This is a genomic window from Pseudoalteromonas sp. MT33b, assembly GCF_014117385.1.
GTDB classification, from domain to species: domain Bacteria; phylum Pseudomonadota; class Gammaproteobacteria; order Enterobacterales; family Alteromonadaceae; genus Pseudoalteromonas; species Pseudoalteromonas lipolytica.
In genome coordinates, this window is the sequence record NZ_CP059832.1 from 555973 (window position 1) to 580484 (window position 24512).

The window sequence follows — 24512 nt, forward strand, 5'->3', positions numbered from 1 at the left end:
CCGGTGGCAAAATAGGCCAATTTATTTTGTTAGTACGTTAGCGCAGGCTTGAGTGATACTTTGCCAGTCTTTTGTATTCACCCAATCAGGTTTTGCGACCCACGTTCCACCCACAGCAAATACATTATCTAATGCTAAAAAATCTTTGAAATTTTGAGCATTTACACCGCCTGTAGGACAAAAGCGTATCTCTTGAAAAACACTCGAGACAGTGTGTAAAAAATCGATTCCGCCACACAATGAAGCTGGGAATAACTTATGTTCTGTAAAGCCATATTCACTGGCGAGAAGAATATCGGCATTATTCGATACGCCTGGTAAGCATGGTTTGCCACAACTTGCTAAAGCATCTAGCAAGCGAGGCGACACTGCTGGCGTTACAATGTAATCAGCGCCTGCATTGATGGCGTTATTTAATGTGTCACTAAGGGTAATTGTCCCCGCACCCACGATGAGATTTGGTAATGCCGATTTTATCGCTGTTATTGCAGCTAATGATTGCTCAGTGCGAAGTACAACTTCGACTAAATTAATACCAGCATCTTGCATAGCCCGAGCAACGGCGACTCCTTGCTGTGGATCATGTGCTTGGATGATTGGCAAAATCGGTTGTCCTGCCATTAATTTAGAAAATGCGCTCTGTGCCATTAGATTGACTCCGCTAATAATTGTTTTGCGCTAATTGATTGATTGTTCAAGGTGACGTTTTCAACATTGAAATCGGTGATATTTTTAACGATTGACTGTTTTGCGACGTTATCAAAGTGGCTATTTATAATTGTAAAATCTTTGATAGGTGCCCGCTCAAATCCATTTAAATAGAACGCTTTATCAAGCACGTTATTACAGTGCAGATTGTCTATAACGATATCGCGTACGGTGGGGTCAAATTGGCCTGCATCACCTTCTTCGTAAAAGAAATTAATAACAATTGCATTTTTTACTGTGCCAACTTCAACATTACGAATGCGAATATGCTCAATTAATCCACCGCGGACAGAATTGGTTTTAATACGGATGGCACGTTCTAAATGTGGACTATCCATCGTGCAATCTTGTACGTAAACATTGTTCACACCGCCTGATATTTCACTGCCAATGACGACACCACCGTGACCTTCTTTCATATGACAGTTTTCGATCACTATATTGGCAGATGGCGTGTTGACGCGACGACCGTCAGCATTTCGCCCCGATTTAATTGCAATACAGTCATCACCTGTATTGAACGTACAGTCTTTTATATGCACATGATTGCAGCTTTCTGGATCGCAACCATCGGAATTTGGCCCATGGCTTGAGAACGTGACACCACTGACTGTCACACTGTTACATAACACGGGGTTTACTAACCAAAAAGGAGAGTTTTTGATAGTCACTCCCTCAATTAACACATTATTACAGCGGTAGGGTTGAATGAAAGGGGGGCGCAGATATGCACCATCAGCGTAGATTCGCTCAGTAACAGGTAAGGCGTTTTCAGCATCAACCATTAATTGTTTACGTGCTGGTTTTTGATCCATCAATTGACCATTTTCTTGGTATTGTAATTCCCAGTGTTTTTCTTTGTGCGGACCTTTCCATGGCCACCAAGTGGTATTATTCGCATTACCCTCTAGTACACCTTCGCCAGTGATAGCTATATTTTGTTGGCCATACGCATAAATTAAAGGGGAATACCCCATCATCTCGAGGCCTTCCCAACGAGTGAATACTGCAGGTAGGTAGTCATCTGGATTAGTACTAAAACTTAGCACTGCGTTTTTTTCAAGGTGTAAATTAACGTTCGATAATAAGTGAATCGGGCCGGTATAAAATACACCCTCAGGAATAATAACTTTTCCACCACCTTGTTGGTGGCAGGTTAAAATAGCCTTTTTTATAGCATGGCTATTATTAAACGTACCGCCACTTTGAGCGCCAAAGTCAACGATATTAAAAGCACTCTCGGGGAACTGTGGTACTTTAATGTTCTTTTTAATCGCTTCGGCTGCTGACCAATCATTATTATCTGTTGGCGTCAGTAAGGTATTTACACTCGCACTTTTGCAGCCCATTAATGCAGCAGTACCTACTAAACTACTCGAGGCGAAGGCTTTAAGAAAAAATCGGCGATTATTGTTCATACTCAAGGTTCCTGTAGTCACAACGTGTGTGCTAATTGTTTTTATAGTTGAAGTACTCTAGCAACAATTGCCACCGGTGGCAATTGTTGCTAGAGATTTTATAAAAAATAACCAACCACACAGTATTGGTTATTTGGAGGGGAGTCATTTGTTAAAATGATCCGCGCAAGCCGACTAAAAATTGGCGTCCTGATGATAAGCTTTCGTATGGGCGAGGTGTGTAAATATCATTCCACATCTCTTGTTTTTCATCAGTTAAGTTAACGGCTTCAAACGACAAGCTCATATTTTCTGTCAGTTCATAGCGAGCAGAGAAGTTGAGTTTTGCTTTGTCATCATAGCCACGTACAAACGTTGATTCATCTTTGTATTCATCGAGGTATTGTTTGTTATAACCACCACGATAGTTGTATGAGAAACGTGCTGACCAATTATCTACTTCATAATATAGGGTTAAATTATATGTATTTTTTGATGTTTCTTCTTCAACTAGGCTTAGTGAATTACCATAAAAAGGGTCTTCGATATCGCGGGTATAGTCGATATATGTGTAGTTTGCTTGGATCCCTAAGTTATTAAAGGGCTCAGGCAAGAACGTAAATGGCTGCTGATAAATAAACTCAGCGCCCCACATATCTTCAGCGTCGGTATTAGTAAGTTGGGTTACGGTCCAGGTAATATCTTCTGCGTTCATATCACCAATGTCGATACCCAAGCGATCTAACTCAGCCTGACTTAACACTTCATCACTACTTTCAGATGAAATACCGGTGATATTTTTAAAGAAAACAGAACCCGCAACCAGAGATTCATCTGCAAAGTACCATTCTAGACCTATATCGTATTGTTTTGCTTTGTACGGCTCAAGTGACGGACCCGCACCACGTTTAATTGTTGCGGTAGGGTCTTGCTCATCAGGGGTATTAACACTTATTGATGAACGTAAGTCAGATAGTTTTGGTCGGGTAATAGCGTGTGAGTAACTAAAACGACCGACTAAATCTTCAGTGATATCATAAGCTAGGTTAAGCGAAGGTAACCATTCATCACCTGTGCTAATCGATTCTCGCCAACCATAACCATTTTCAAAGTTAGCGCCATCACCTTTGCCTGCTGTGTAGCCATCTTTGTAAATATGATCCAGATTTACAATTCGGCTCGTGTTTTTGTTATCAACATAGCGAAGACCTAAATTACCCCTTAGTTCTGAATTGAATATATCTTTTCTAAAGTTAAGTTGAAGGTAGGCTGTGTTTACCTCTTCTTTTATATAATAGGCACGTTTGTACTCTTCCTTCGCTTCAAAAAAGGCGGCATTAGAAAATGCATCCATCATGGCATTGTAGTCAGGTGTTAGCCATGTAGAGCCAAATAGTGTTGAAGTGCTCGGTACTGAGGCATTATTACCAAAGTGAATACCGGTCTCATTAAGCGTGGTAGAAAATAAGTCTCCCGTTATTTGATCGGCATCTAAGTCAATAACTTGTGTTTCAGCTGATTTACCGCTGGTTTTGTTCGTTTCTATATCTAGGTTTTTCCACGCGTTGCGGAAGTCGTGTTGTTCAGTTTCAAAGCTACGCTGCCCTACACCAAATTTCACTGTGTATTCATCATTAAGTTCGTAGGCAAAATCAAGTTTAATGGTTGAGTTTTCGCTCTCAATAGTTTGTGCGCGGTTACGAACGAGCCCAGCACTGTAATTGCTAGCGTCTAGCATGGTGTTTTGTAATTGCTCTTTGGTAAACGCGTTTCCAGGAGCTTGTCCTGCTGCAAAAGCAAATGATGGCATTGTTGTGTTTAACTGCGCACTGCCTATCGCTTCACCACCGGGATTATTAATTAGAGAAAGTGGGTCAATATTACTGTCGTAACTGTAAGCAACGGTTGAGCCCTCTGCATCAAGTGCAAAAGTGCGAAGATAAGGTACATCCAAATCAGATTTTCCTTTACCTACTAAAAAGCTCATTTTTAAACGATCATTAATGTACCAATCACCCGTAAAGCTTACTTGATCAAAGTTTGATTCAGAGGAATCTTGTCGTGCTTCTGAACGTATAATTGCATTTGAAAACGCACCAGCAACAATTGTATTGTTAGGATCTGTATAGATGTTTTCAGGTACGATATTTTTTTGATCACGTAACAATACAGAGTATTGATATTCATCCATTGTCGTGTCTAGCTCTGCATGGAGAATATCTAAGTTCATTGAAAGATTATCAGTAGGAGCGTACTGGAAGGCGACGGTTGCACCTAGGCGTTTTTGCTCTTTTGAAAAGATAGAATAACGAGGTATACGGGGTAAATATAAACCATCCAGATTATCGTTTGTGTAATTGCCATTTTCTAACAAAATGGTCTTAGGTGCAGCTGATAGGTAGTTTGTACCTCCTTGACCAACGGGTGAACCGCCATCAACATAGTTTGGATTATTGACGGTCCAGCGAACCGTTGATGAACCTTCACTTTGGACGGTCCCATCACTGTATGCAACAGAGGCAAGTACACCGAATTTATTATCCCAGTTATTACTGAGCATAAATGACACGCGCGGCGATACATCCTCAGAAATATCGTTATAGCGGGCATTGACATTGTATGAGCCTTTAAAGCCTTCATATTGGAAAGGGCGCGCAGTCTGTAAATTGACATTACCTGAAATCCCGCCATCTTCTCTTTCTGCAGACACGGTCTTATCGATGTCTATTTGTGTAAAGAGTTCTGAAGCAAACACGTTATAATCAAAGGCGCGTGAAGTATTAGAGCCACCAGCCGCATCGGTTGCTGCTCCTGCTGAAGCTGATTCCATGCCATTAATCGTTGTTTTTACAAACCGAGAACCAAGACCCCTAATTGTTATTTGACGTCCTTCGCCAGCATCTTCTTCAATAGAGATACCGGGTACTCGAGCCAGGGAGTCGGCAACGTTTAGATCTGGAAACTTACCAATATCTTCAGCAATGATAGTTTCGCGTGTGCCTACCGCCTCACGCTTAGACATTAGCGCTGCATTAATACTGCCACGGTAGCCTTTAACCTGAATAATTTCGATGCCATCATCTTCTACTGCATTATTTTGTTGCTCTTGTGCATTAGCAGCATAACTTCCCATTACGCCACTGAGTAATAGTGAGGTCATAAGACAGCTTAGTTTGAATGTTTGCTTACTTGTTGTCATTGCTGTTCCAGTTGTAGTTTATTGTTATAAATTACATGACTTTCAAACGGCATAAGTCATATCCTGTTATTTTTTTATGCGATTGTGTGTTCAATTACGCAAAGAGTAAAATGTCACTTTAATCCTTGTTTTGCTACCGGTGGCATTTAGGTAGAAATTATACGTAAAAATTCGTGCTGTCAAACCAAATAAACCAAAAATATTAATATTTCCTTTACAAATTAACGTTTTTAAAACCGCCGCAAGTTACATGATGGTGCAATAGTGGGTTGATTTTATTTATTTATTTGCCACCGGTGGCAGTGTGTGCTAGGGTCATTTTTATTGAGTTAATTTTCTACAGTGAGAGTTCAATGTTTAAACATTTTTTAAGGTTTCTATACGTCGGTGTTGCGCTTTCGTCTACTGCTCAGGCTGATGAACAGATCAACGTTTTTATGGCGGGAGACTCTACAATGTCAATAAAAGAAGTGAAAGATTACCCAGAAACAGGGTGGGGAATGCCTTTTCAATACTTCTTTAATGATCAAGTACAGGTAATTAACCTGGCTAAAAATGGTCGCAGCACACGGACTTTTAAATCAGAAGGTCGTTGGCAAATGATTATGGACGAGATTAAGCCAGGCGACTATGTCATCATACAGTTTGGTCATAATGATCAATCAAAACAAAAAGTTGACCGCTACACATCCGTACCCGACTTTAAAGCAAACTTACTTGGCTTCATCAAAGATGTGCGCGAAAAGCAAGCTCACCCCCTGTTAATGACACCGATAACGCGCCGCTATTTTAATGAAGACGGAACGATTAAAGAGACGCACCCGCTGTATGCAGATGCGGTAAGAGATGTTGCTAAACAAACAAAGGTTGATTTTATTGACATGGAAGCAATTACTAAACGCTACTTTCAAGCGCTAGGTGATGACGGCTCTGCATTACGTTTCATGCATATTGCCCCTGATTTGCACCCTAATTACCCGTTAGGTGTAACAGATGACACCCATTTGAACCAACTGGGTGCAACAGAGGTTGCTCAGCTTGTGTTAACAGAATTAAAGAAGATGAATCATCCCTTGGTTGCAAAAGTTAGGAAGCCAGACCCTAAACACCTAAAGCGTTAAATTTGAGCGTTAAGTTGTATTTTTTACTGAAAGCCTAACAATAAGATTGTGAGGCTTTTTTATTGGGTTTTGTTAATCGGTTTTGGTGTAATTTCACATATTGACATTATAAACGCGTTGCTTCTTTTGGCTTTATTGTCCTTAATTTTATAGCACTATAGTTATGGTTCGCTTTTTTAATTGCTCTACCACATTGGATTAGTCATCAACTGACAGCATTAGTTTTGTCATCGATGCTGGGGTTACTGGCGATTATATGTGTACAGAGACGACTTCAAGTAACTATGCACATGTACAGGCTAATCGTGCGACGACGAATGGATCATACGCTTATGCGTTGGGCTCAGGTGATAACTTAGGTCTTTACAACACTTTTTATACCAGCACCTTAGCGCAAACTAGTGCGGGGTATTACGAGTTAGGCAGTTGCCCTAATTAATAAAATTGTGTCGCCCCGATGGGCGACACATCCACCCAGTTAAAACTTATAAGTTAAGGTTAGGCTGCCGTTTGTAGGCGCACCATAATAACCCACAGTTTGTAAACTATTAATGTACTGCTCGTCAGTGATGTTGTTGACGTTTGCTTGTATGTCAATGTTGTCGTTGATATTCCATCGAGCAAAGGCATTAAGTAAGCCATAACTCCCTTGTTTTACATTGTAGTCAGTGCTTTCGATTTTAGATTGCCAACGGCCATTTAAGCCCACAACCACCGCATCGGTCACCGCATAATCTACTGTTACACCTACAACATCACGAGGCGCCCATTTATTGGTATCATCACCATTTTCATCAGTTACATCAATATGTGTATAAGAAGCGACGATATTGATGTTGTCGGTAATCTTTCCAGTGACTTCAAATTCATAGCCTTCTGACTCAATAGACACGCCTTTATAGTAATAAATACCATCTTCTGTCAGGCCCGCGTATTGAGCAAAGTTATCTTGCTCAGCAGTAAAATAGGCAAACGTTGTCATTAGTGCATCGTCAAACCAAGAAGCCTTAACACCTGTTTCAAAGTTAGTGCCTTTGGTGGGGGCTAAGTATTGGCCGTTGTAATCTGCTTGCTCTTGCGGCTGATAAATATCAGAGTAACTTGCATATAAGTTTAAATCGTCGTTTAACTTATAAGTAAAACCAACATAGGGGCTCGTCTCGCTCTCGTCATTATCAATTGATGCACCGGCATTCATGCCTGAGCGCTCAAATTCAATAGTGTTAAAACCAACTACGGTAAATAATTTATCAGTAATGTTTAACTGAGCAGAGCCAAAGTAACGCGTTAGCTTTTGTTCGATATCAGAATATAAAACAGGCGCTAACCAATCTGGCTCAGGTATAGCATCTAAGTCATATGGAAATGCTGGGGTTGGACCATAGGCCGGTGTGTTTGCAAAATCAAATGGGTGTTGATACATCACGTCATCACTTTTTGCATGGCTTACCCCAAAGCTTGCTTGGTGCTCTTTACCAAACAATTCAAAGGCACCAAATGCTTTGATTTCAAATAAATCAGCATCTACTTCGCTGTCGTAACGACCCGGCCAACCACTTAGGCCAAGGTTTGTGTCTTTATCAATGCTGCCGCTGGCATAAAATAGTTTGTCTTGCTCTTCAAAGCCACGGAAGTTGTAGCTCGCTTGAAGTTGCCACGCGTTTGCAAAAACATAGTTGTATTCAATAAATGCAGAAGTGTTGATGGTGTCCCACATTGTCCATTCTTGGGTGGTTGTGTCGCTCACATCCCATTTTGCTTGGCTGCCATCAGTGTAGTTATACACCAGCCCACCCCATGTATTACCATCGGTATCAGCATCTTGATAAGAATAACCAGCGGTAACAGTGGAGTTATCTGTTAATTGACCATCAACAATAACAGAGAAAAACTCACGGTTATTTTCAAGCCCGTCAAGGTAAGATTCTTTATCTTCAGCAGCCGCAACAAAGCGGGCTGCCCAGCTACCCGAATCAGTTAAAAGCAAAGAGTAATCTGCTTGAAGACGTTTAAAGTCCCATGAGCCAAATGAAACACCTACTTCACCACCATTTTCATTTTTTGGGCGCTTACGAACATAGTTAATCGTGCCCGATGCATTACCAACACCCGTTAAAAGGCCATTTGCTCCACGGATAACTTCAATGTTTTCGTAGCCATAGGCTTCCATAGCCCCGGTTACAATGCCCCAATCATTTGGCAAACCAACCCCATCAATTTGGGTGTTTTTAATTTCAAAGCCACGCGACGTGTAGTTAGTACGATTTGTTTCCCATTCTTCAACATTGATGCCTGGGGCTAAACGTAGCGCATCGTTGATATTAAAGGCTGAATAGTTTTTTAGTTGCTCTGCGGAGATGATACTGATTGATTGTGGTGTTTCATCAATCTCTAGTGCAAGGCCAGTTGCGCCTTCACTTATACGATTTTGGCGAACACCCACAATCTCAAGTGTTTCAATATTCGCTTCAGCCTCAGCAGTTTGCTGTGCGAAACTGAGTTGTGGATTCAATGCATAAATAATAGCGGTTGCAAGTGGCAACTGAGTTAATTTCATTCTTTTCTCCGCGTGTTGTGAGCAGTAAATGGCAATGGTTGATTATTGTTTTGATTAAAATAATTCGCGGTAAACTTATCACAACTGATAATAATTATCATCAAGATTTAAATCTAAAGTGTTATGTTAATACAAATAAATGTAACAAAATATGTCAGTTTATTTTGTAAGAGGGCAGCTTATAAGGCGTATTTCATTTTGTGCTTACCGTCTATTTTAATAGTGGCTTATCGCTGCTTAGCAACATGTAAAATTATGAGTAATTTTAAGGAGATATCACCATTTTATTCTTGGTCCAAATGGTTAGCGGAACAACGTGTGGAAGAGGGGGTATTGCGTGTGCTAAATGATGACATTATAAAATATGCCACTGGCATAAAATCGAAGCCGTTGTGTAGGCTAGGTAAATAAAGTGCGGCGTCCAGAGTCGCTATTTTAAAGTTAATTCAGTATGCGTTATAAGGTTAATAAAGTGGGGTCATACAAAAATTGGGTATTTGAGGAGTAAAATCGTCTTTATGTACTAGTATGAAATAACAATCTTCATTATAAAAGGAATAGGCATGCTCAGCGCTTATCAAAAACAGTTAGTTCAAAATAGCTTTAAAAAGGTAGCCCCCATAGCCGACGACGCAGCAGCCATTTTTTATGCCAAATTATTTGAGTATGATCCTAAACTTAAAGCACTCTTTAAAAGCGACTTAAGGTCACAAGGAAAAAAATTAATGATGACCTTAGGTATTGCAGTTAAAGGGCTCGATAATTTAGATGAGCTCGTGCCAGTACTTGAACAACTTGCACGAAAACATATTGACTACGGTGTAAGCGTGGATGATTACACACCGGTAGGAAATGCATTGTTATATACGCTAAAAACAGGCTTGGGGGATGATTTTACCCCTGAATGCAGAAAAGCATGGGTCATTACTTTTAAGGCCATTGCTGATGTAATGCGAACTGCGGCATACCCCAGTTTTGACCCCGCAACTTACAAAAATGTTAAGTATTATCACAAATAATTTTATTGAATCGGGTGTATTGATATAAAGCCCATTGCTCATGGGCTTTATAGTGAAAGTTTTAAGCGTTACTTTCAACTTTTGTTTGTTTTGAGGTCGACATTGAGCTTCCGACCGATGCGGTGATAACGAGCAAAATGGCTAACCATTGCCATACACTTAAAAACTCAGCCAAGATAATAAAGCCAGCGAGGGCTGCTACCGCAGGCTCCAAACTCATCATGATACTGAAACCCTGTGCGGGCATATTTCTAAGTGCAACCATTTCAAGTGTATAAGGCAGGGCACTTGACATAATGGCAACTAGAATACCTAAAGGTAAAACGTCCCAACTTAATAGCGCCATGCCTTGTGAAGCTGCACCATAGGGAACAAGTACAATAGCTGCAATGCTCATACCTAAAGCGACGGTCATGCCACCTGAGCCCTGATTGCCCGTTTTTTTACCGAATAAAATATAAAATGCCCAACAGGCTCCTGCCGCTAGCGCTAAAATGACCCCAACAGGGTCGAGACTTTCCTCACCTTTCATATCAGGTAATAACAGCACAATACCTGCTATGGCGCAGGCAACCCAAAATAAGTCGCGCTTTTTACGAGATGATAAAAGTGCGACCGCTAATGGACCAGTAAATTCCAGTGCGACACCAATACCCAGCGGAATACGCTCGATAGCGTAGTAAAAAAGTATATTCATACCCCCTAAGCTTAAGCCGTAAATAATAATCGGCATGCGCTGACCAATAGGAGGAAAGGCTCTCCAAGGCTTAAAAACTAAACACAGAATCGCCGCCGAAAAACCGAGGCGCAATGCAGTGGTCCCTTCAGGGCCAATCAATGGGAATAATTGCTTAGCAACAGATGCACCTGACTGAATGGTGACCATGGCTAATAACACGCAAATAACAGCAATCAAAAACGGGGGGATGGTACGCTGCATCACTGTCCTTATGAATAAATAAGAGCTGAAGTTTGGGGGCGATTTTACTGATGTTTTGATGATTAAGAAATGTTTTTCGTTAAACGGTAGCCGATTTTCGATGAAACCTAAGTTGTGAGGCATTCATAACTGTAATGTATTGATTATCAGAGATAAAGTGCATTTTCAGGTGCTCAGTCACAACGGACTGAAAAACGCACGTCAGGTGCGCAAAAATTTATCTCAAGAGTACCCGGTAGTATTTATTGTGATTATTTACTCGTGAACAAGCGATGTCTGAACAATGCGTCATTTCTAATTATAATATACTAGTAAATTGGTATGGGTTTTGCATTGTTTAAGTTTTTTTGCCAAGGAAGACAAAATGTTGACGATCAATTCGCCACGACTACGTACGCCTAACTCACTACAAAACACGCAATCAATTACCTCGACTTATGAGAAGTTAGCCTCGGGTAAACGCATTAACTCTGCGAAAGATGACGCCGCAGGCTTACAGATAAGCCACCGCTTAACAACGCAAATCGCGGTGAAGCAACAAACGCTTCGAAACTTACAAGACGGTATTAGCTACGGACAGGTTGCCGATGCGGGTTTATCGGCGCTCACCGATGCGCTTCAAAGAATGCGAACATTAGCTCTGCAAGCTGCTAATGGCTCTAATACGGATATTGATAGAGCCGCTCTAAATGAAGAGTTTTCGCAATTAAGGGAGCATATAAATACCGTTGTAGCCGACACTGAAATTTTTGGTAAAAAGCCATTAATGTCAAAGCCAGAGCAGGAAACTAACTTGGACAATGTGCCGGTATTAAATGAAGTATTCTCGAATAATATTGAACAAGGAATGGGTTCAGGAGATATTTCTTTAGGCCTAATCCCAGCGGGTTCAACGAACGTTAGAATCCGAATAAATGATAATGGCGCTAATGATGATATAAACCTTTTTACTCAAAATGGTGATCATTTAGTTGGGCAAGATTTATCATCTGTGCAAGATAGAATAGAGGCAAATTTATTCACTCCGGCTAATGGTTACCAAGGAACAGAAACGTACAGTAATGGCAATTTATTTCAGGGGGGTGGCTATAACTTTCCAGCAGTAAATAGCCAAACGATTAATGGTATGAACTTTACCTATTCAGGAAACGGCAATCCAAGTAATTTAAATGAAGAAGTGATCATTGATTCAGTGACTGAGCCATTGTTATTAACTGTTATTGGTAGTGGCTTTTTCAATATTACTGCTAGCTGGGACACGTTGGGAAGCTTAAATTCCTCGTCAACTGAGTCGAGTGATGGCCCGATGTTAGTTACATCAACCGACCGTGCTATTGGCGAAGAGGGGTATATTATGTTTGAAGATATTGATGCCAGTGCGGGTTCGTTAACAATTGATGGTATTACCATAAGCAGCGAAAATTTAGCGCAAAATGCAATAACGAGAATAGACACCGCATTGTCACGTATTGGCGGCTTTAGGGCTGAAATAGGCGCAAAAATAAATGCGATTGAATCGACCATCCGTAATGAATCAAACCAGTCGTTGATGCTAAGTTCAGCGAATCAGCGTATTGAAGACACCGATTTTGCAAAAGTCATGGCTGAGAAAATATCACTCGATATCGTTCAGCAAGCGGGAGTAAGTGTTGCCATGCAAGCTCGCAATATTACAAAAGAGGGTATTTTGAGTTTGCTAGGGCAACTAGAGTAGTTGCCCTCAGACTTATTAGTCATTATCAGCAGGATACACGACACCTAATTGAGCTCTCGCTGTATCCAGCACGTCCATAACCTGTTTTGATAAGGTGTGTGTGTTTACAGCAGACTCAATGTGTCCGGCTTTGGCTGCTGCTATAAAGTGACTTACTTCATAGCGCATAAAATGCTCGTCAAATGGCTGAGCAAGTTCTTCAACCGTGCCATCATTACCAATAAACTGCATACGTTTTAACAAAGAAACCGCTTCGATTCTAATGCGGCCTTTTTCACCTTGAATTTCGGTAAAGTTGTCGCCTTGAGAAATTTTAGAATAACTAATAACTGCTTGTTTATCGGCATAATTTAATAGTACATCACCTGCACCATCAACCCCAGTTTCCAGCAAAACTCCACTGGCTTGCACACTCTGTGGGGCGCCCCAAAGAGCTAACAAAACATACAAAGGATAGATCCCTAAATCAACCAAGGCGCCGTTAGCAAATTCAGGTAAAAAGGTATTGGGTCTGTCCCCATTTTTGTATTTGTCGTAACGCGAAGAGTACTGACTATATTGACCTATATATTTGCGCGGCGTGCCTATTTTGGTAAGTGCGTGTTTAAGAATGGCGAAATTAGGTAGGTGAGTGGTCATCATCGCTTCCATATACAGGCGCTGATGCTTTTTTGCCGCGAGAATAATTTCATTTAACTCAGTACTATTTGCCGCTGATGGTTTTTCACCCAGTACATGTTTGCCTGCGGCTAAACACATAACTGCGTAGTGTTTATGCAGACTATTTGGCGCAGCAATGTAAACAGCTTCAACCTGATTATCTTGGCACACTTCGTCGATACTCGTGAAAACTTTGGCATTATTGCTGGTATGTTTAGCTAAAAACGAACGAGCAGTGCTCTCTTGACGAGAACATACGCCGTATAAATCGAATTCTTCAACATGGGTTGCTGCGTCTAAAAAAGTGTCGCTGATAAAATTAGTACCCACAATGACAAATTTCATGTTTACTCCTCGCTATTAAGTGCAAGCCAAGCCTGCCAGTCTTGTTCAAACTTTTCCATTTGCAGGTGTTTTTTGCTGCGCAAATGTTTGTCTTCGTCTTCTTTTGCCATGTAGGGACCCACACGACACAATGCACAGTGTTTTTCACCCAAGTATGGCGGAATCGTTAGCATTGAGCAGATGTCGTTGTCTTTTTTACTGCTAAACACATACGTGATGCCGCTGGTGTCTTTTACATGCTTATCACGGTCGACGTTGCGAATTTTGTAACCTGGGAAACGGCTAATATCAAACGGCATTTGGCCAATATAATGACACGGTAAACCTTGGTTTAAACTCCCTTCAATGTTCCATTCTCGGTAAGGTTTAACGTCTTTTGAAGTAATAAAACACAGCATAGGGCCGTTTTTATCAAGTGCAAAGCGATGCGCATATTTTAAGTATTGATAAAGCAATGCGCGATTCAGCACATTCATGCTTCCAGAGCCTGTTTGTGCTTTAAAGGCGGCTTCACTTTTGAATGCAGGAATGAGTGGAAATTGAAAAATAACCACATCAAAACGTTGTTGGTCAAGGCGTTGCCAAGCACTGGGTTTCGTTACATCAAACTCTGTGAGCACACGAATACCTAACGTACGCAGTTGTGAAAGGGCGTTGTCGGCGTATTTCTGTTCTATTGTCTGTGCTGCATCATAGGTTGAAGCAGTAAGCTGTGCTGGTTTTACATGCTTGGCAATGGCATGCGAAAACGATAAATCGCCATCACCGACCGTTAAAATATGCCACGTTGGATCCAAAAACATGGACTCAGTGACCTTGCTCAGCGAGGTCGCTATTTTCTAGTTTAGGGCACAAGGCTAAACGTGTTTTTAAACCCTCAATAGCGATTTGCTTTAAGATGAGGTTAAAACTTAACAGCACCGCAATCACAATATGAATAGGGCCGTGCGTAAATCCTGCATCAGTATCGAAGAGCATTAAGCCAAACAATAAAAACATAACGGCTAAGAATATTTCGATAAGTTGATTCGAGTAAAAGGTGATGAGCCCCTGATTTTTATGATCTTTCTTTATGTGGATTGCACAAAAAAAAGGGATCACCTTAATTTTAAAGTGTGCACCTTTTTCAACGTAGTTCTCACCAAGATGGTCTAGTTTAGCGCGTAGTTGATCTATCATACCAAGTCCTTAAACAACTGAGCCGCGGATGTTACCGCAAACACACTGAAAGGGCTACTCAGGATAGACGCTAATACCAATTACAAATATATGGCAGACAAACACCACGCCGGTAAGTACAAAGCGCATTTTTTGATAGTCAACGTGGTAGTTTTGCCATTGAGGTGTGCTCTTTTCAAATAATAACACCAGCCAAAAGCTGGCTGCGAGCCAAGCCAGAATCCATGCTGGCGGTAGAAAGCTCAAAAAGGCAATAGGTATAATAGGCAAAACGGCTTTGATGGCATCGGCATAAGTTTGCTGGCCCGCATGCCATAAATTACCGGCCATAAATGCCAAAATTGCTATGCTGTAGAAAGTGAAAAACTCTAAATTAATGGCACTACTGCCCGTGATCAGCGGCCAGCCTACGCAGCCTAAAAACGGAAGTAGACCTAAGTAACCAAGTTGAATGTGATTGATGAACTTTTCCATAATTGCCTTTTAAACCGACATAAAATAAGTAAAAGCATACCTGCGGGTATGCTTTTTCTTTTAATCAAACTCGTTGTATTTTATACCAGTTAAGCGCCTAAAACGATCGCTTTATTATTTACGTAATTCACGACGCAATATTTTGCCAACCGTTGACTTGGGCAATTCTTCCATAAAAATAATCGACTTGGGTACTTTATAAGCACTTAAGTTTTCACGGCAATAGTCTGTTACTTGTTGCTCATCAATTGGCTCTTTTAAGGTGATGTAGGCACACACTCGCTCACCTGTTTTTTCGTCTTGAGCGCCAATCACAGCCGCTTCACAAATGGCTGGATGCTGACAAAGTACGTTTTCAACCTCGTTAGGGTAGACATTAAATCCAGAGACAATAATCATGTCTTTCAAACGGTCGACTATTTTGTAATTACCACTTGGCAGTTGTAATCCCACGTCACCGGTTTTGAAAAAACCACCTTTCATACACTTATCTGTTTCATCTTGGCGTTGCCAATAGCCCATCATGACTTGTGGGCCTTTCACAACAATTTCACCTGATTGACCTTCAGCCACAGGCTGATCGTTTTCATCCCAAATCTCTACAACGGTATTAGACAATGTACGGCCGATACTGCCGATTTCTTCTTTCTTGAAATCATTTAAGGTCGCAACGGGTGATGTTTCTGACAGTCCATACCCTTCGGTAATTGTGCAGCCAGTGACCTTCATCCATGCATCTGCAGCAGCATGGGTCAGCGCAGCTCCTCCGGAAACGGTCATTTTTAATTGTGAAAAATCAAGCGCTTTAAAGCCTGGATGCATGCATAAACCAATAAATAGCGTATTAATTCCTGAAAAGTAATTAATGGTGTGAGGCTCTACTTGTTTAACTAAAGCATCTAAATCACGAGGATTCGGGATCAGTACGTTAAACTGACCCATCGCGAATAAGCCAATCATATTCACGGTGAATGCGTAGATGTGATAGAGCGGCAACGGACAAATTCCCGTTTCTTGGCCTGGCTGCATGATCTCAGCAAAACGCTCATTCATTTGTTCTGCGTTGGCTAAAATATTACCGTGACTAAGCATGGCTGCTTTGGCAACCCCAGTGGTTCCACCTGTGTATTGAAGTACCGCTATATCATCGCGGTTTGCGTTGTGTGCTTTAAGGGGGGCTAGTTGTTCACCTTGCTCAATAAGCTCAGGGAGAGAGAGTTGTGTGCCTTTGATTGCTGGCAAGCCAACCGCTGCGGTCACTATGACGGTATTAATGGATGTTTGGTCAATGATAGTCGTGAGTTTATCTGCTAAGCCGTCGAGGAGCACAATCGCTTTAACTCCCGCATCATTGAATTGGTGCAGCATTTCTCTTGCTGTGTAAAGTGGGTTGGTGTTTACAACAATTAAACCAGCGCGAAGAGCTGCATAGGTGACGATAGGGTAGTCGACAATATTGGGTAACTGAATCGCAATACGGTCACCTACTTGCAGGCCGCTGTGTTGTTGAAACCATTGTGCCAAATAGCGAGATTGCTGCTCTACATCACTAAAAGTTAATGTTTTACCAGCACTGTTGTAGGCCGGTAAGTCAGCATAAGTTTGACAGGTATGGTCAATTAGCTGTGTGAGATTATCGTGTGTGTTCATTCGGACTCCTTAGCATATTGTTCTTATTAGAGTGTTTGATGATGCGCTTCATTACAGGGGTCATCATCCAAGCAGGTAAATAACGGCTTAAGCTATAAGATAGTCTAGATTGAAAGCCGAGTATCACCATAAATTTTTGCTTATCTAATCCACGCATCAGTCTGGTGACGCGACGGTCTTGTGTTAAGTAACGACTTACTTTATTGATGATTTTAGTGTTTGTGTGTGCGCAGTTGTGTTGGTCACACTCACTTAAATAAGGGGTCTCTGGTGCATAAATTACACTGACTTTAATGCCATCCGGTTTTAATTCTTGGCGTTGTGTTTTGGCAAAGTTCAAGATTACATCGTCAGCAATACGTTGATCTTGCACGTATTCAAAAGGGGTCATGGGGGCATGTGAAGTGATAAGTGCAAGGTGGCTATTCATGGTGAGGTACTGACGAATTACGGCGCTAAAGTTAAGAGTGCGAATGATATTAGCTTGTAGGCTACAATGATTGTTAGTGTCAGAGTGCTTTGCTAAAGACTCGATATTCTTAGTTCTGGGGCAGTATATCGCAACCTCAGGCTCACCAATGGCCACGACCGCATTGTTAACTTGAACAGCCAACGTTTGCGTATCGGCCATATCAACAGCAAAAAATTCAATGTATTGAGAATCATCGCTCAGTGTTCTAAGCGCATGTTTACTTTGCTGGCTAAAGCGTATATCAAATAATGCGACATCATCACCACGCTTTATGTATTGTTTAGCAAGTTCAAAGCCTAAACCACTATTTGCACCCGTAATAAACACCCTTCTTATCATTGCACGACCGCTTATCAGTGAAGTTAGCGAATCAATATATATAAATTGTTAACGCAATAATTAGCTTTTAGCGACCTATTTTTAACTTTTTACGCCATTATGCAGTAATGACTTACGGTAGTCTTTCGGAGATACGCCATACCAACGCTTAAATGCGCGGGTAAATTCACTGTAGTTCGAAAAGCTTAAAATATCTGAAATATTCGACAAGCTTAAACTTGATTCTGTTAAGTACTGGTGCGCAAGATTACAGCGTATGTCATCAACAAGCTCACGAAAGGTTGTCCCTTGCTGAGTTAAGTGCCTTTGCAGGCTGCGGGAACTCATAGACAGTTTTTCAGCAATTAAGTTAACGCCAAATTGTTCGTGTAATAAATACTGTTTTATTAACACTTCAACGTGATCAGAAATATTTTCTCTTTTTGAGTCATTAAGGTGACCAAGTTGTTGGCTCAAAATTGAAAATAGTTGTTTATCAGAGTTCTTGATGGGTAGCTTTAGGTATTTTCTGTCAAAGATTAGCGCGGTGTGCGGACAATTGAACACTGGCACTTGCCCGAGTGCTTGACGATAAACACTGGTATTTGTATTGGCGCTGTGAGGGAGCTCGAGGCGGTGTAACTTTATCTGATCATCCGTAAGCTGTTTAAGTAAGTTAACGCCAACACTTAATGCTAAATCGGCTCCATGATACACACTGACCTTCAGTTTGCTGCGTACTAAAAACGACAGTTTCACGTAATCTTGGCCGATTTCGAGCAAAAGATCGGCGCTATTTTGATGGACATGATAATACTTAGTTAAGTTTTTTAGTGCCATTTCTAAGCTGTCACAGTTACCCATTAAATACCCAACCGAGCCGAGTATGTTCAAACTCTGCCAGCGACCAAGTTCTAATCCAAAATAAGGAAGGTCGAGCTCTTTTGCTGTGATTTCTAGCAGTTCGATTAATTGCTGATACTGAATGAAGTTGTTGGGCTCTTGTAATTGTTTTCTGTCTAACCCAACGCGCGATAATAGTGCATCAGGGTTAATGAGCTTGCTTTCAATTATTTCGATGTATCCATGTAGAGCCGATACTCTAATTAGGTCAGGTGTGTGGGGTGAACGGGGCATAATGTGCTCTTTTTTAGTGCGCTGGCGTAAAAAGTAAAAAAAATTGCGTAAAAAGTAAAGTAAATACAGCGATTAAAGTTTAACAATGTATTAACGATGATGGTCTACTATTTAAAATTAGGCCATTAACAGTACTTATAGGAATACGCAATGAATTACACAAAAGTCTTTATAAGTGGCGGTAATGGTTTTATTGGCCGCAAACTTGCGCAGTATTTTAAAGATAGAGGCGTACAAGTATGCGGTGTTGACTTGATGCCGTGTGATGAATTTAACATTGTGTCGGGTAATTTAAGTGAGCCAGCGAGCTTTAGTCACTTGATCAAAGACTGCGATTTAGTCATTCACACTGCGGCTATTGTGTCTAATGCATTGAGTTACAAGCAAACATGGCAAGCAAACGTCGGCTGGACAAAAAATTTACTTGATGCCGCAGTACATGCTGGCACGGTGATGCGCTTTATTCATATTTCTTCAACGGCCGTGTACGGCAGCGATTGGCAAACAGCGATCAGCGAAGATGCGCCATTACTCCCTGATGGGCGTGCTTATAACGATTCTAAAATGATGAGTGAACACTTATCTTTAAGTTATCACGCCAGTAAAAAGTTGAATGTAACAATTATTCGACCTGGCGATGTCTATGGTCCAGGGTCAAAACCATGGATAGCTTACCCCTTGCAAGAAATTGCAAAAGGAACCTTTATGGTGCCACAGGGTATGTTTGGGCCGGTTTATATTGATGACCTCGTTAAAGGAATTTATTTAAGTGCGATGAGTGAGCAGGCTAGCGGCGAAATTTTTAATTTGTCAGGGCCTGAACAAGTAACAAATCAAACATATTTTAACTATTTAGCGCAGGCACAGGGTCAAAAGCACGTGAAGGTTGTTAATTTAAAGCTGGCATTGAAACTGACCGGCTTCATTGAGTGGTGTTATCACTTAGTTGGTAAAACGACAGATATTAACCCGTCGACAATGCGCATGCTTAGCCGTAAAAGTGCCGCTTATAGTAATGAAAAAGCAGAACGTTTATTAGGGTATAAACCTGAATTTAGTTTGCAGCATGGTATGCAGAGCGCACTGCAATGGGCATTTGAGCAAGGACTTTGTAAAGCGGCTCCAGAACAGCCTGCTGTCAAAGTTAACTAAACAATTAACAACATTTAAAGCAAGTGAAAAGAGGACACACACATGGCATTACCAGATATTATTAATCATCAAGACTTTCTATTAACGATTCATACCAATGATGAAAAACTTATAAAAAATGCATTACCGGGTGTTCATATTTACCCATTGATGCTTGATTCTGAAAACGGGGTATGGGTATTACGCGTTTTATTTGAACCCGGTACAGTATTACCAAAGCATTTTCACACTGGTGTTGTACATTTATATACTTTGTCTGGTAGCTGGCATTACACAGAGTACCCAGATGATGTGCAAAAAGCGGGTAGCTATTTATTTGAACCAGGTGGTTCTATTCACCAATTCCAAGTGCCTGAAGAAAACACCGAAGTTACTGATACGTTCATGGTGGTTATGGGCTCAAACATTAATTTTGATCCCGATGGTAACTACATGAACATTATGGATGCAGGCTGGATTGAACAAGTCATGTTAGCGGCTGCAAAAGAACAAGGTTTTGAACCTAAATATATTAAACCAAAGAGTTTGTACGGTTTTAATAAGTAATTTCGTTCCCACGAAAAGAAGCCCTCATTCATGTAAGTGATTGAGGGCTTTATTCTTTTTAAAGAATTTAGGTTTGCAATCTAAAAAATCAATTAATTTAATCTAAACAATCAATTTTATTTTAATCGCTCAGACCTCTATTGTATTAATCAAGCAGACGCAAGGCTGCGTTAATTAAACTTTTAAATACATCAATGAGGAAAACTATGAGCACTTCATTAATCAACACAAAATTACAACCATTCAATGCAACAGCTTACCACAACGGTGAGTTTGTAGAGCTAACAGAAAAAGATGTGCTAGGTAAATGGTCTATCTTCTTCTTCTACCCAGCAGATTTTACGTTTGTATGCCCAACAGAGTTAGGTGACGTTGCAGACTACTACGCACAACTTCAAGAAATGGGCGTAGAGGTTTACTCAGTATCAACAGACACTCACTTTACTCACAAAGCATGGCACGATACATCTGACACGATTAGTAAAATCAAATTCCCAATGATCGGTGACCCAACAGGTCGCATTACACGCAATTTCGGTGTGATGATCGAAGATGAAGGTCTTGCTCTTCGCGGTACATTTGTAATGAACCCTGAAGGTGAAATCAAAGTGATCGAAACTCATGACCTAGGTATCGGCCGCAGTGCAAAAGAGTTAGTACGTAAAGTACAAGCTGCACAATACATCGCGAACCACGACGGTGAAGTATGCCCTGCATCATGGCAGCCAGGTGAAGAAACATTGGCTCCTTCACTAGACCTAGTTGGCAAAATCTAAATTGCGACTGCACGTAAGTGCTTAAGCGAAGCCACGCTTCGCTTAAGCGAGCAATACGAATTTAATTGCCCATCACAACTCACACACATTAAGCACATTAGCGGGTGGTGGGCAGTTAATCCTGTCATTTTTCGAGATTATTTATTCTGAACTCAAGGGCTAAGCCATGTTAGATACAAATATCAAAAACCAATTAGCAAGCCACTTTGCTTCTATTACCAGCCCTGTTGAGCTGCTTATCGCCTTGGATGACAGCAATAAATCAACAGAACTAAAAAGCTTAGCGACTGATTTAGCATCGTTAAGCGACAAATTTTCGGTGCGAGACAACCCAGACCAAGGTGTACGTCGTCCTTCAATGGTGGTGTCTTCACCTGTAAACAATACGCAAATTATTTTTGCCGGTGTGCCAATGGGGCACGAATTTACTAGCTTGGTTCTTGCATTACTGCACACAGGTGGCCACCCAAGCAAAGCGTCAGACGCTGAAATTGAACAAATTAAATCATTAACTGGCCCGCTTAATTTCGAAGTATATATTTCATTAAGCTGTCAGACGTGTCCGCAAGTAGTACAAGCACTTAACTTAATGGCGGCGCACAATCAGAACATAACAGCCACAATGATTGATGGTGCTTTGTTCCAAGATGAAGTGAACGAGCGCAATATTCTGGCGGTACCGGCTGTTTATTTAAATGGTGAATTGTTCAGCCAAGGTGCTGTGAACTTAACCGACATTTTAAATAAAGTAGACACCAAAGCTGCAGCACGACAGGCTGATGCGCTGAACGACAAAGCGTTATTCGATGTATTAGTTGTAGGGGGCGGCCCAGCGGGGGCTTCTGCGGCTATTTACTCAGCGCGTAAAGGTTTAAACACCGGAGTGGTCGCAGAGCGATTTGGTGGTCAGGTTGCAGACACATTAGCCATTGAGAACTTTATCTCTGTAAAAGCAACTGAAGGCCCTAAGTTAGTTGCGCAACTTGAAGAGCACGTTAAAGAATACGGTGTTGATGTGATGCAAAACCAACGTGCTGCGTCATTAACTAAACAGGATAACTATCAAATTACCTTAGAAAATGGTGCGGTATTAAATGCCAAATCGGTTGTATTGGCAACGGGTGCCCGCTGGCGTGAAATGAATGTGCCGGGCGAGAAAGAGTATCGCGGCCATGGTGTTGCATACTGTCCGCATTGCGACGGCCCGTTATTTAAAGGCAAAGCAGTCGCAGTGATCGGGGGGGGTAACTCAGGTATTGAAGCAGCTATTGACCTTGCTAACATCGTTGAGCATGTCACCGTGCTTGAATTTGCTGACACATTACGCGCAGATGAGGTACTTATTCGTAAAGCGAAAAGCTTAAGTAACATCACAATCATTAAAAACGCGCAAACAACCGAGGTTGTTGGCGATGGCAAGCGTGTAACAGGTTTAAGCTACATTGATCGTGTCTCTGGCGATGAAAAGTCGCTTGCACTGGCTGGCATTTTCGTTCAAATCGGTTTAGTACCAAACACTGAGTGGTTAAAAGACTCAGATGTGTCATTGACTCGCTTTGGTGAAATTGAAATCGACAGTAAAGGGGCGACTTCTTTACCTGGTGTGTATGCTGCGGGTGATGCCACGACAACACCGTTTAAACAAATCATTATTGCCATGGGCAGTGGTGCAACGGCAAGTTTAGGTGCATTTGATTATTTAATCCGCCACAGTGATGAGGCTCAACACACTGAAAATGCAGCCTAAATGGATAAATAAAGACTCTTGATTAGGCAGCTCAACACCCATAGCTGCCGCTTTAAAGCCGCCCTCTCCAAAGGCGGCTTTGTTTTGCATACTATTTATTGATAGCGCGCTGCGGTAATGAACTCATTAAAGCTTTCGCACCAAATAATGACGGTGTTGTATTCGCTAATATTTACGCCTTGCGGAACACGTATTTTAAAGCCATTAAATGAGCGTACTTCGGCTATTCGTTGCATTGTGCCTTTATAGGAAAGGAAGTCTTTTTCGTTATCAATAAATTGGTGAGATAAATACAGTTGATAATCAGGCCCAGGGGCAAGTTTACCTTGCATAGAGATTGCGTCATTACTTAAATACACCATCCCATCACCATAATGCAGGCTGTCAGCCTTTTAGATCAGTTTTAAACTCACCCTTAAACAAAGCACGGTTAGCATGCTGTTGTAATGTGGTGATAGCGGGGGCTGGTGTCGCCGTAAGAATAGGTAAGGTATAAATACCCACCATAAAGCCTGCAATAAACACCGCAATAAAGCTAAGCAAGAGAATGAACTTTTTAATCATTGTAGTGCCGTTTTTTCAAGTGTAATGGTAAGGCGTTGTTTGAGTTTAAGCCTTTTTTCGACGTCGCCAAAATAGTGCAAATAAATACGCTCTAATTCACCTGAACGCTGAAGTTTTTGCATTCCTTGCTCGAGTAAATCCGCGATATGTTGGTTTTCTTTACTTAAATAAAAGTAGTAATTGCTAGGATATTGCAGCATGAGAGAGGGTTCAATGATCAAATGAAATTGCTTTAGTTTGACAAGTTCAGATTCTATAGCCAACACCGAACGTGGGAAGTAATCGCCTAAACCTGTTTCTAGCGCCTTGATCATGCCTAAATAGTCCAGATCCCCATTAACAGTTAGGCCGTTGTTTTTCATAACCGTGTAATCGTACCAACTCTGTTGTTGTAATCCGATTAATTGTTTTAGAGTGTCAAGGTTATTCACTTTGTGAAAAGTCGTTTCATCGCCTTCACGAATAATTAGCAGACGCTTTCCATGCAAGCCTTTGTACAAGGGAATAGTTGTTCTAACCAAAGAGTTAGGTATTTCGCCAGGAAGCGATAGCCACGCTAATGTAACGGCTTTATTATGAGTCAACTGCTCTACTATTCGTTTATCATTCATAGGCTTAACGTTGTAAAGTAGGGAGGCATCTACTTTCATTACTGCAAAGCTCTTTTCTAGAACATCATGAATATACTCATTTTTTTGAACTAAAGGGTAATCGGGCCGAGCAAGTTTTATAACAAGCTGCTCATCTGCATAATTTGCAAAACTAACCATGACACATAGTATAAAAGACACACGTCTTAGGGTATTCATCTGTGTATTTCTCTATTAAGTGCACTGT

The 24512-nt window shown here is 41.2% G+C and carries 23 protein-coding genes; 8 read left to right on the forward strand and 15 right to left on the reverse strand.

Annotated features, from left to right (window positions below; genetic code table 11):
- Positions 1 to 21 precede the first annotated feature (21 nt).
- From eda to H3302_RS18430, 3 genes are all read right to left on the reverse strand, one after another.
- A complete protein-coding gene (gene eda / locus H3302_RS18420; protein WP_182396473.1) occupies positions 22 to 648 on the reverse strand; it encodes a bifunctional 4-hydroxy-2-oxoglutarate aldolase/2-dehydro-3-deoxy-phosphogluconate aldolase in 627 nt (208 codons plus the stop codon).
- Positions 648 to 2126: a glycoside hydrolase family 28 protein gene (locus H3302_RS18425; protein WP_182396474.1), complete on the reverse strand. Its 1479-nt coding sequence runs from the start codon at positions 2124 to 2126 to the stop codon at positions 648 to 650. Before H3302_RS18425 ends, eda begins: the two co-directional genes overlap by 1 nt.
- Before the next feature lie 151 nt (positions 2127 to 2277).
- Positions 2278 to 5304, reverse strand: coding sequence for a TonB-dependent receptor (locus H3302_RS18430; protein ID WP_182396475.1), 3027 nt, complete (start codon positions 5302 to 5304; stop codon positions 2278 to 2280).
- 353 nt (positions 5305 to 5657) lie between these two features.
- On the opposite strand from H3302_RS18430, the gene H3302_RS18435 reads away from it, so the two are divergent.
- Both H3302_RS18435 and H3302_RS18440 read left to right on the forward strand, forming a co-directional pair.
- A complete protein-coding gene (locus H3302_RS18435) occupies positions 5658 to 6425 on the forward strand; it encodes a rhamnogalacturonan acetylesterase (RefSeq protein WP_065978974.1) in 768 nt (255 codons plus the stop codon).
- A 256-nt stretch (positions 6426 to 6681) separates the two neighbouring features.
- Positions 6682 to 6864, forward strand: a complete 183-nt coding sequence (locus tag H3302_RS18440; protein ID WP_218158190.1) for a hypothetical protein — start codon at positions 6682 to 6684, stop codon at positions 6862 to 6864.
- Positions 6865 to 6903: 39 nt separating this feature from the next.
- On the opposite strand, the gene H3302_RS18445 is transcribed toward H3302_RS18440, so the two are convergent.
- The gene (locus H3302_RS18445; RefSeq protein WP_182396476.1) at positions 6904 to 8982 is read right to left on the reverse strand and encodes a TonB-dependent siderophore receptor; all 2079 of its coding nucleotides are present in this window, start codon (positions 8980 to 8982) and stop codon (positions 6904 to 6906) included.
- Between the two features lie 563 nt (positions 8983 to 9545).
- On the opposite strand from H3302_RS18445, the gene H3302_RS18450 reads away from it, so the two are divergent.
- Positions 9546 to 10001 (forward strand): globin family protein, encoded by a 456-nt coding sequence (locus tag H3302_RS18450; protein WP_182396477.1) that lies wholly within the window; start codon positions 9546 to 9548, stop codon positions 9999 to 10001.
- A gap of 61 nt (positions 10002 to 10062) precedes the next feature.
- Here the strand turns inward: H3302_RS18450 and H3302_RS18455 are convergent, their stop codons facing one another.
- Positions 10063 to 10941: an EamA family transporter gene (locus H3302_RS18455; RefSeq protein ID WP_036972256.1), complete on the reverse strand. Its 879-nt coding sequence runs from the start codon at positions 10939 to 10941 to the stop codon at positions 10063 to 10065.
- Positions 10942 to 11305: 364 nt separating this feature from the next.
- Here H3302_RS18455 and H3302_RS18460 point away from each other — a divergent pair, with 364 nt between their 5' ends.
- On the forward strand, positions 11306 to 12655 hold the full coding sequence (locus H3302_RS18460) for a flagellin (protein ID WP_182396478.1): 1350 nt from the start codon (positions 11306 to 11308) through the stop codon (positions 12653 to 12655).
- A gap of 15 nt (positions 12656 to 12670) precedes the next feature.
- Here H3302_RS18460 and H3302_RS18465 read toward each other — a convergent pair whose 3' ends face one another.
- The 7 genes from H3302_RS18465 to H3302_RS18495 form a co-directional block, all read right to left on the reverse strand.
- Positions 12671 to 13660, reverse strand: coding sequence for a Gfo/Idh/MocA family protein (locus tag H3302_RS18465; protein ID WP_182396479.1), 990 nt, complete (start codon positions 13658 to 13660; stop codon positions 12671 to 12673).
- 2 nt (positions 13661 to 13662) lie between these two features.
- On the reverse strand, positions 13663 to 14463 hold the full coding sequence (locus H3302_RS18470) for a class I SAM-dependent methyltransferase (protein WP_182396480.1): 801 nt from the start codon (positions 14461 to 14463) through the stop codon (positions 13663 to 13665).
- A gap of 4 nt (positions 14464 to 14467) precedes the next feature.
- The gene (locus H3302_RS18475; protein WP_036972250.1) at positions 14468 to 14839 is read right to left on the reverse strand and encodes a hypothetical protein; all 372 of its coding nucleotides are present in this window, start codon (positions 14837 to 14839) and stop codon (positions 14468 to 14470) included.
- 54 nt (positions 14840 to 14893) lie between these two features.
- Positions 14894 to 15313 (reverse strand): DUF3429 domain-containing protein, encoded by a 420-nt coding sequence (locus H3302_RS18480; protein ID WP_036972248.1) that lies wholly within the window; start codon positions 15311 to 15313, stop codon positions 14894 to 14896.
- 114 nt (positions 15314 to 15427) lie between these two features.
- Positions 15428 to 16963, reverse strand: a complete 1536-nt coding sequence (locus H3302_RS18485; protein ID WP_182396481.1) for an AMP-binding protein — start codon at positions 16961 to 16963, stop codon at positions 15428 to 15430.
- Entirely contained in the window at positions 16947 to 17774 is an 828-nt protein-coding gene (locus tag H3302_RS18490) for an SDR family NAD(P)-dependent oxidoreductase (RefSeq protein ID WP_182396482.1), read from the reverse strand. Before H3302_RS18490 ends, H3302_RS18485 begins: the two co-directional genes overlap by 17 nt.
- A gap of 81 nt (positions 17775 to 17855) precedes the next feature.
- Positions 17856 to 18890 carry an AraC family transcriptional regulator gene (locus H3302_RS18495; RefSeq protein ID WP_182396483.1) on the reverse strand — a complete coding sequence of 345 codons (1035 nt, stop codon included), beginning with the start codon at positions 18888 to 18890 and terminating at the stop codon, positions 17856 to 17858.
- A gap of 150 nt (positions 18891 to 19040) precedes the next feature.
- Here H3302_RS18495 and H3302_RS18500 point away from each other — a divergent pair, with 150 nt between their 5' ends.
- The 4 genes from H3302_RS18500 to ahpF all read left to right on the forward strand — a co-directional run bounded on the left by H3302_RS18500 (position 19041) and on the right by ahpF (position 23111).
- On the forward strand, positions 19041 to 20042 hold the full coding sequence (locus H3302_RS18500) for an NAD(P)-dependent oxidoreductase (protein ID WP_051501873.1): 1002 nt from the start codon (positions 19041 to 19043) through the stop codon (positions 20040 to 20042).
- Positions 20043 to 20084: 42 nt separating this feature from the next.
- Positions 20085 to 20588 carry a 2,4'-dihydroxyacetophenone dioxygenase family protein gene (locus tag H3302_RS18505; protein ID WP_036972241.1) on the forward strand — a complete coding sequence of 168 codons (504 nt, stop codon included), beginning with the start codon at positions 20085 to 20087 and terminating at the stop codon, positions 20586 to 20588.
- A gap of 206 nt (positions 20589 to 20794) precedes the next feature.
- The gene (gene ahpC / locus H3302_RS18510; RefSeq protein ID WP_036972239.1) at positions 20795 to 21364 is read left to right on the forward strand and encodes an alkyl hydroperoxide reductase subunit C; all 570 of its coding nucleotides are present in this window, start codon (positions 20795 to 20797) and stop codon (positions 21362 to 21364) included.
- Between the two features lie 166 nt (positions 21365 to 21530).
- Positions 21531 to 23111: an alkyl hydroperoxide reductase subunit F gene (ahpF, locus tag H3302_RS18515; RefSeq protein ID WP_036972237.1), complete on the forward strand. Its 1581-nt coding sequence runs from the start codon at positions 21531 to 21533 to the stop codon at positions 23109 to 23111.
- 95 nt (positions 23112 to 23206) lie between these two features.
- Here the strand turns inward: ahpF and H3302_RS19965 are convergent, their stop codons facing one another.
- Genes H3302_RS19965 through H3302_RS18525 form a run of 3 tightly spaced genes read right to left on the reverse strand, consistent with a single transcriptional unit; the run spans position 23207 to position 24484 of the window.
- Positions 23207 to 23473: a DM13 domain-containing protein gene (locus H3302_RS19965; protein ID WP_259369905.1), complete on the reverse strand. Its 267-nt coding sequence runs from the start codon at positions 23471 to 23473 to the stop codon at positions 23207 to 23209.
- A gap of 22 nt (positions 23474 to 23495) precedes the next feature.
- Entirely contained in the window at positions 23496 to 23675 is a 180-nt protein-coding gene (locus H3302_RS19970) for a hypothetical protein (RefSeq protein ID WP_259369906.1), read from the reverse strand.
- Complete coding sequence (locus H3302_RS18525) at positions 23672 to 24484, reverse strand: hypothetical protein (RefSeq protein ID WP_065978982.1); 813 nt, start codon at positions 24482 to 24484, stop codon at positions 23672 to 23674. The genes H3302_RS19970 and H3302_RS18525 overlap by 4 nt, the downstream gene beginning before the upstream one ends.
- Positions 24485 to 24512: the final 28 nt, after the last annotated feature.

Coding starts and splice junctions, on each gene's coding strand:
- H3302_RS18490 (WP_182396482.1), bottom strand. CDS start 17,774: ATGATAAGAAGGGTGTTTATTACGGGTGCAAATAGTGGTTTAGGCTTT.
- eda (WP_182396473.1), bottom strand. CDS start 648: ATGGCACAGAGCGCATTTTCTAAATTAATGGCAGGACAACCGATTTTG.
- H3302_RS19965 (WP_259369905.1), bottom strand. CDS start 23,473: ATGGTGTATTTAAGTAATGACGCAATCTCTATGCAAGGTAAACTTGCC.
- H3302_RS18480 (WP_036972248.1), bottom strand. CDS start 15,313: ATGGAAAAGTTCATCAATCACATTCAACTTGGTTACTTAGGTCTACTT.
- H3302_RS18505 (WP_036972241.1), top strand. CDS start 20,085: ATGGCATTACCAGATATTATTAATCATCAAGACTTTCTATTAACGATT.
- H3302_RS18425 (WP_182396474.1), bottom strand. CDS start 2,126: ATGAACAATAATCGCCGATTTTTTCTTAAAGCCTTCGCCTCGAGTAGT.
- H3302_RS18500 (WP_051501873.1), top strand. CDS start 19,041: ATGAATTACACAAAAGTCTTTATAAGTGGCGGTAATGGTTTTATTGGC.
- H3302_RS18435 (WP_065978974.1), top strand. CDS start 5,658: ATGTTTAAACATTTTTTAAGGTTTCTATACGTCGGTGTTGCGCTTTCG.
- H3302_RS18460 (WP_182396478.1), top strand. CDS start 11,306: ATGTTGACGATCAATTCGCCACGACTACGTACGCCTAACTCACTACAA.
- H3302_RS18475 (WP_036972250.1), bottom strand. CDS start 14,839: ATGATAGATCAACTACGCGCTAAACTAGACCATCTTGGTGAGAACTAC.
- H3302_RS18525 (WP_065978982.1), bottom strand. CDS start 24,484: ATGAATACCCTAAGACGTGTGTCTTTTATACTATGTGTCATGGTTAGT.
- H3302_RS18455 (WP_036972256.1), bottom strand. CDS start 10,941: ATGCAGCGTACCATCCCCCCGTTTTTGATTGCTGTTATTTGCGTGTTA.
- H3302_RS18470 (WP_182396480.1), bottom strand. CDS start 14,463: ATGTTTTTGGATCCAACGTGGCATATTTTAACGGTCGGTGATGGCGAT.
- H3302_RS19970 (WP_259369906.1), bottom strand. CDS start 23,675: ATGATTAAAAAGTTCATTCTCTTGCTTAGCTTTATTGCGGTGTTTATT.
- H3302_RS18465 (WP_182396479.1), bottom strand. CDS start 13,660: ATGAAATTTGTCATTGTGGGTACTAATTTTATCAGCGACACTTTTTTA.
- H3302_RS18495 (WP_182396483.1), bottom strand. CDS start 18,890: ATGCCCCGTTCACCCCACACACCTGACCTAATTAGAGTATCGGCTCTA.
- H3302_RS18430 (WP_182396475.1), bottom strand. CDS start 5,304: ATGACAACAAGTAAGCAAACATTCAAACTAAGCTGTCTTATGACCTCA.
- H3302_RS18485 (WP_182396481.1), bottom strand. CDS start 16,963: ATGAACACACACGATAATCTCACACAGCTAATTGACCATACCTGTCAA.
- H3302_RS18445 (WP_182396476.1), bottom strand. CDS start 8,982: ATGAAATTAACTCAGTTGCCACTTGCAACCGCTATTATTTATGCATTG.
- H3302_RS18440 (WP_218158190.1), top strand. CDS start 6,682: ATGTGTACAGAGACGACTTCAAGTAACTATGCACATGTACAGGCTAAT.
- ahpF (WP_036972237.1), top strand. CDS start 21,531: ATGTTAGATACAAATATCAAAAACCAATTAGCAAGCCACTTTGCTTCT.
- H3302_RS18450 (WP_182396477.1), top strand. CDS start 9,546: ATGCTCAGCGCTTATCAAAAACAGTTAGTTCAAAATAGCTTTAAAAAG.
- ahpC (WP_036972239.1), top strand. CDS start 20,795: ATGAGCACTTCATTAATCAACACAAAATTACAACCATTCAATGCAACA.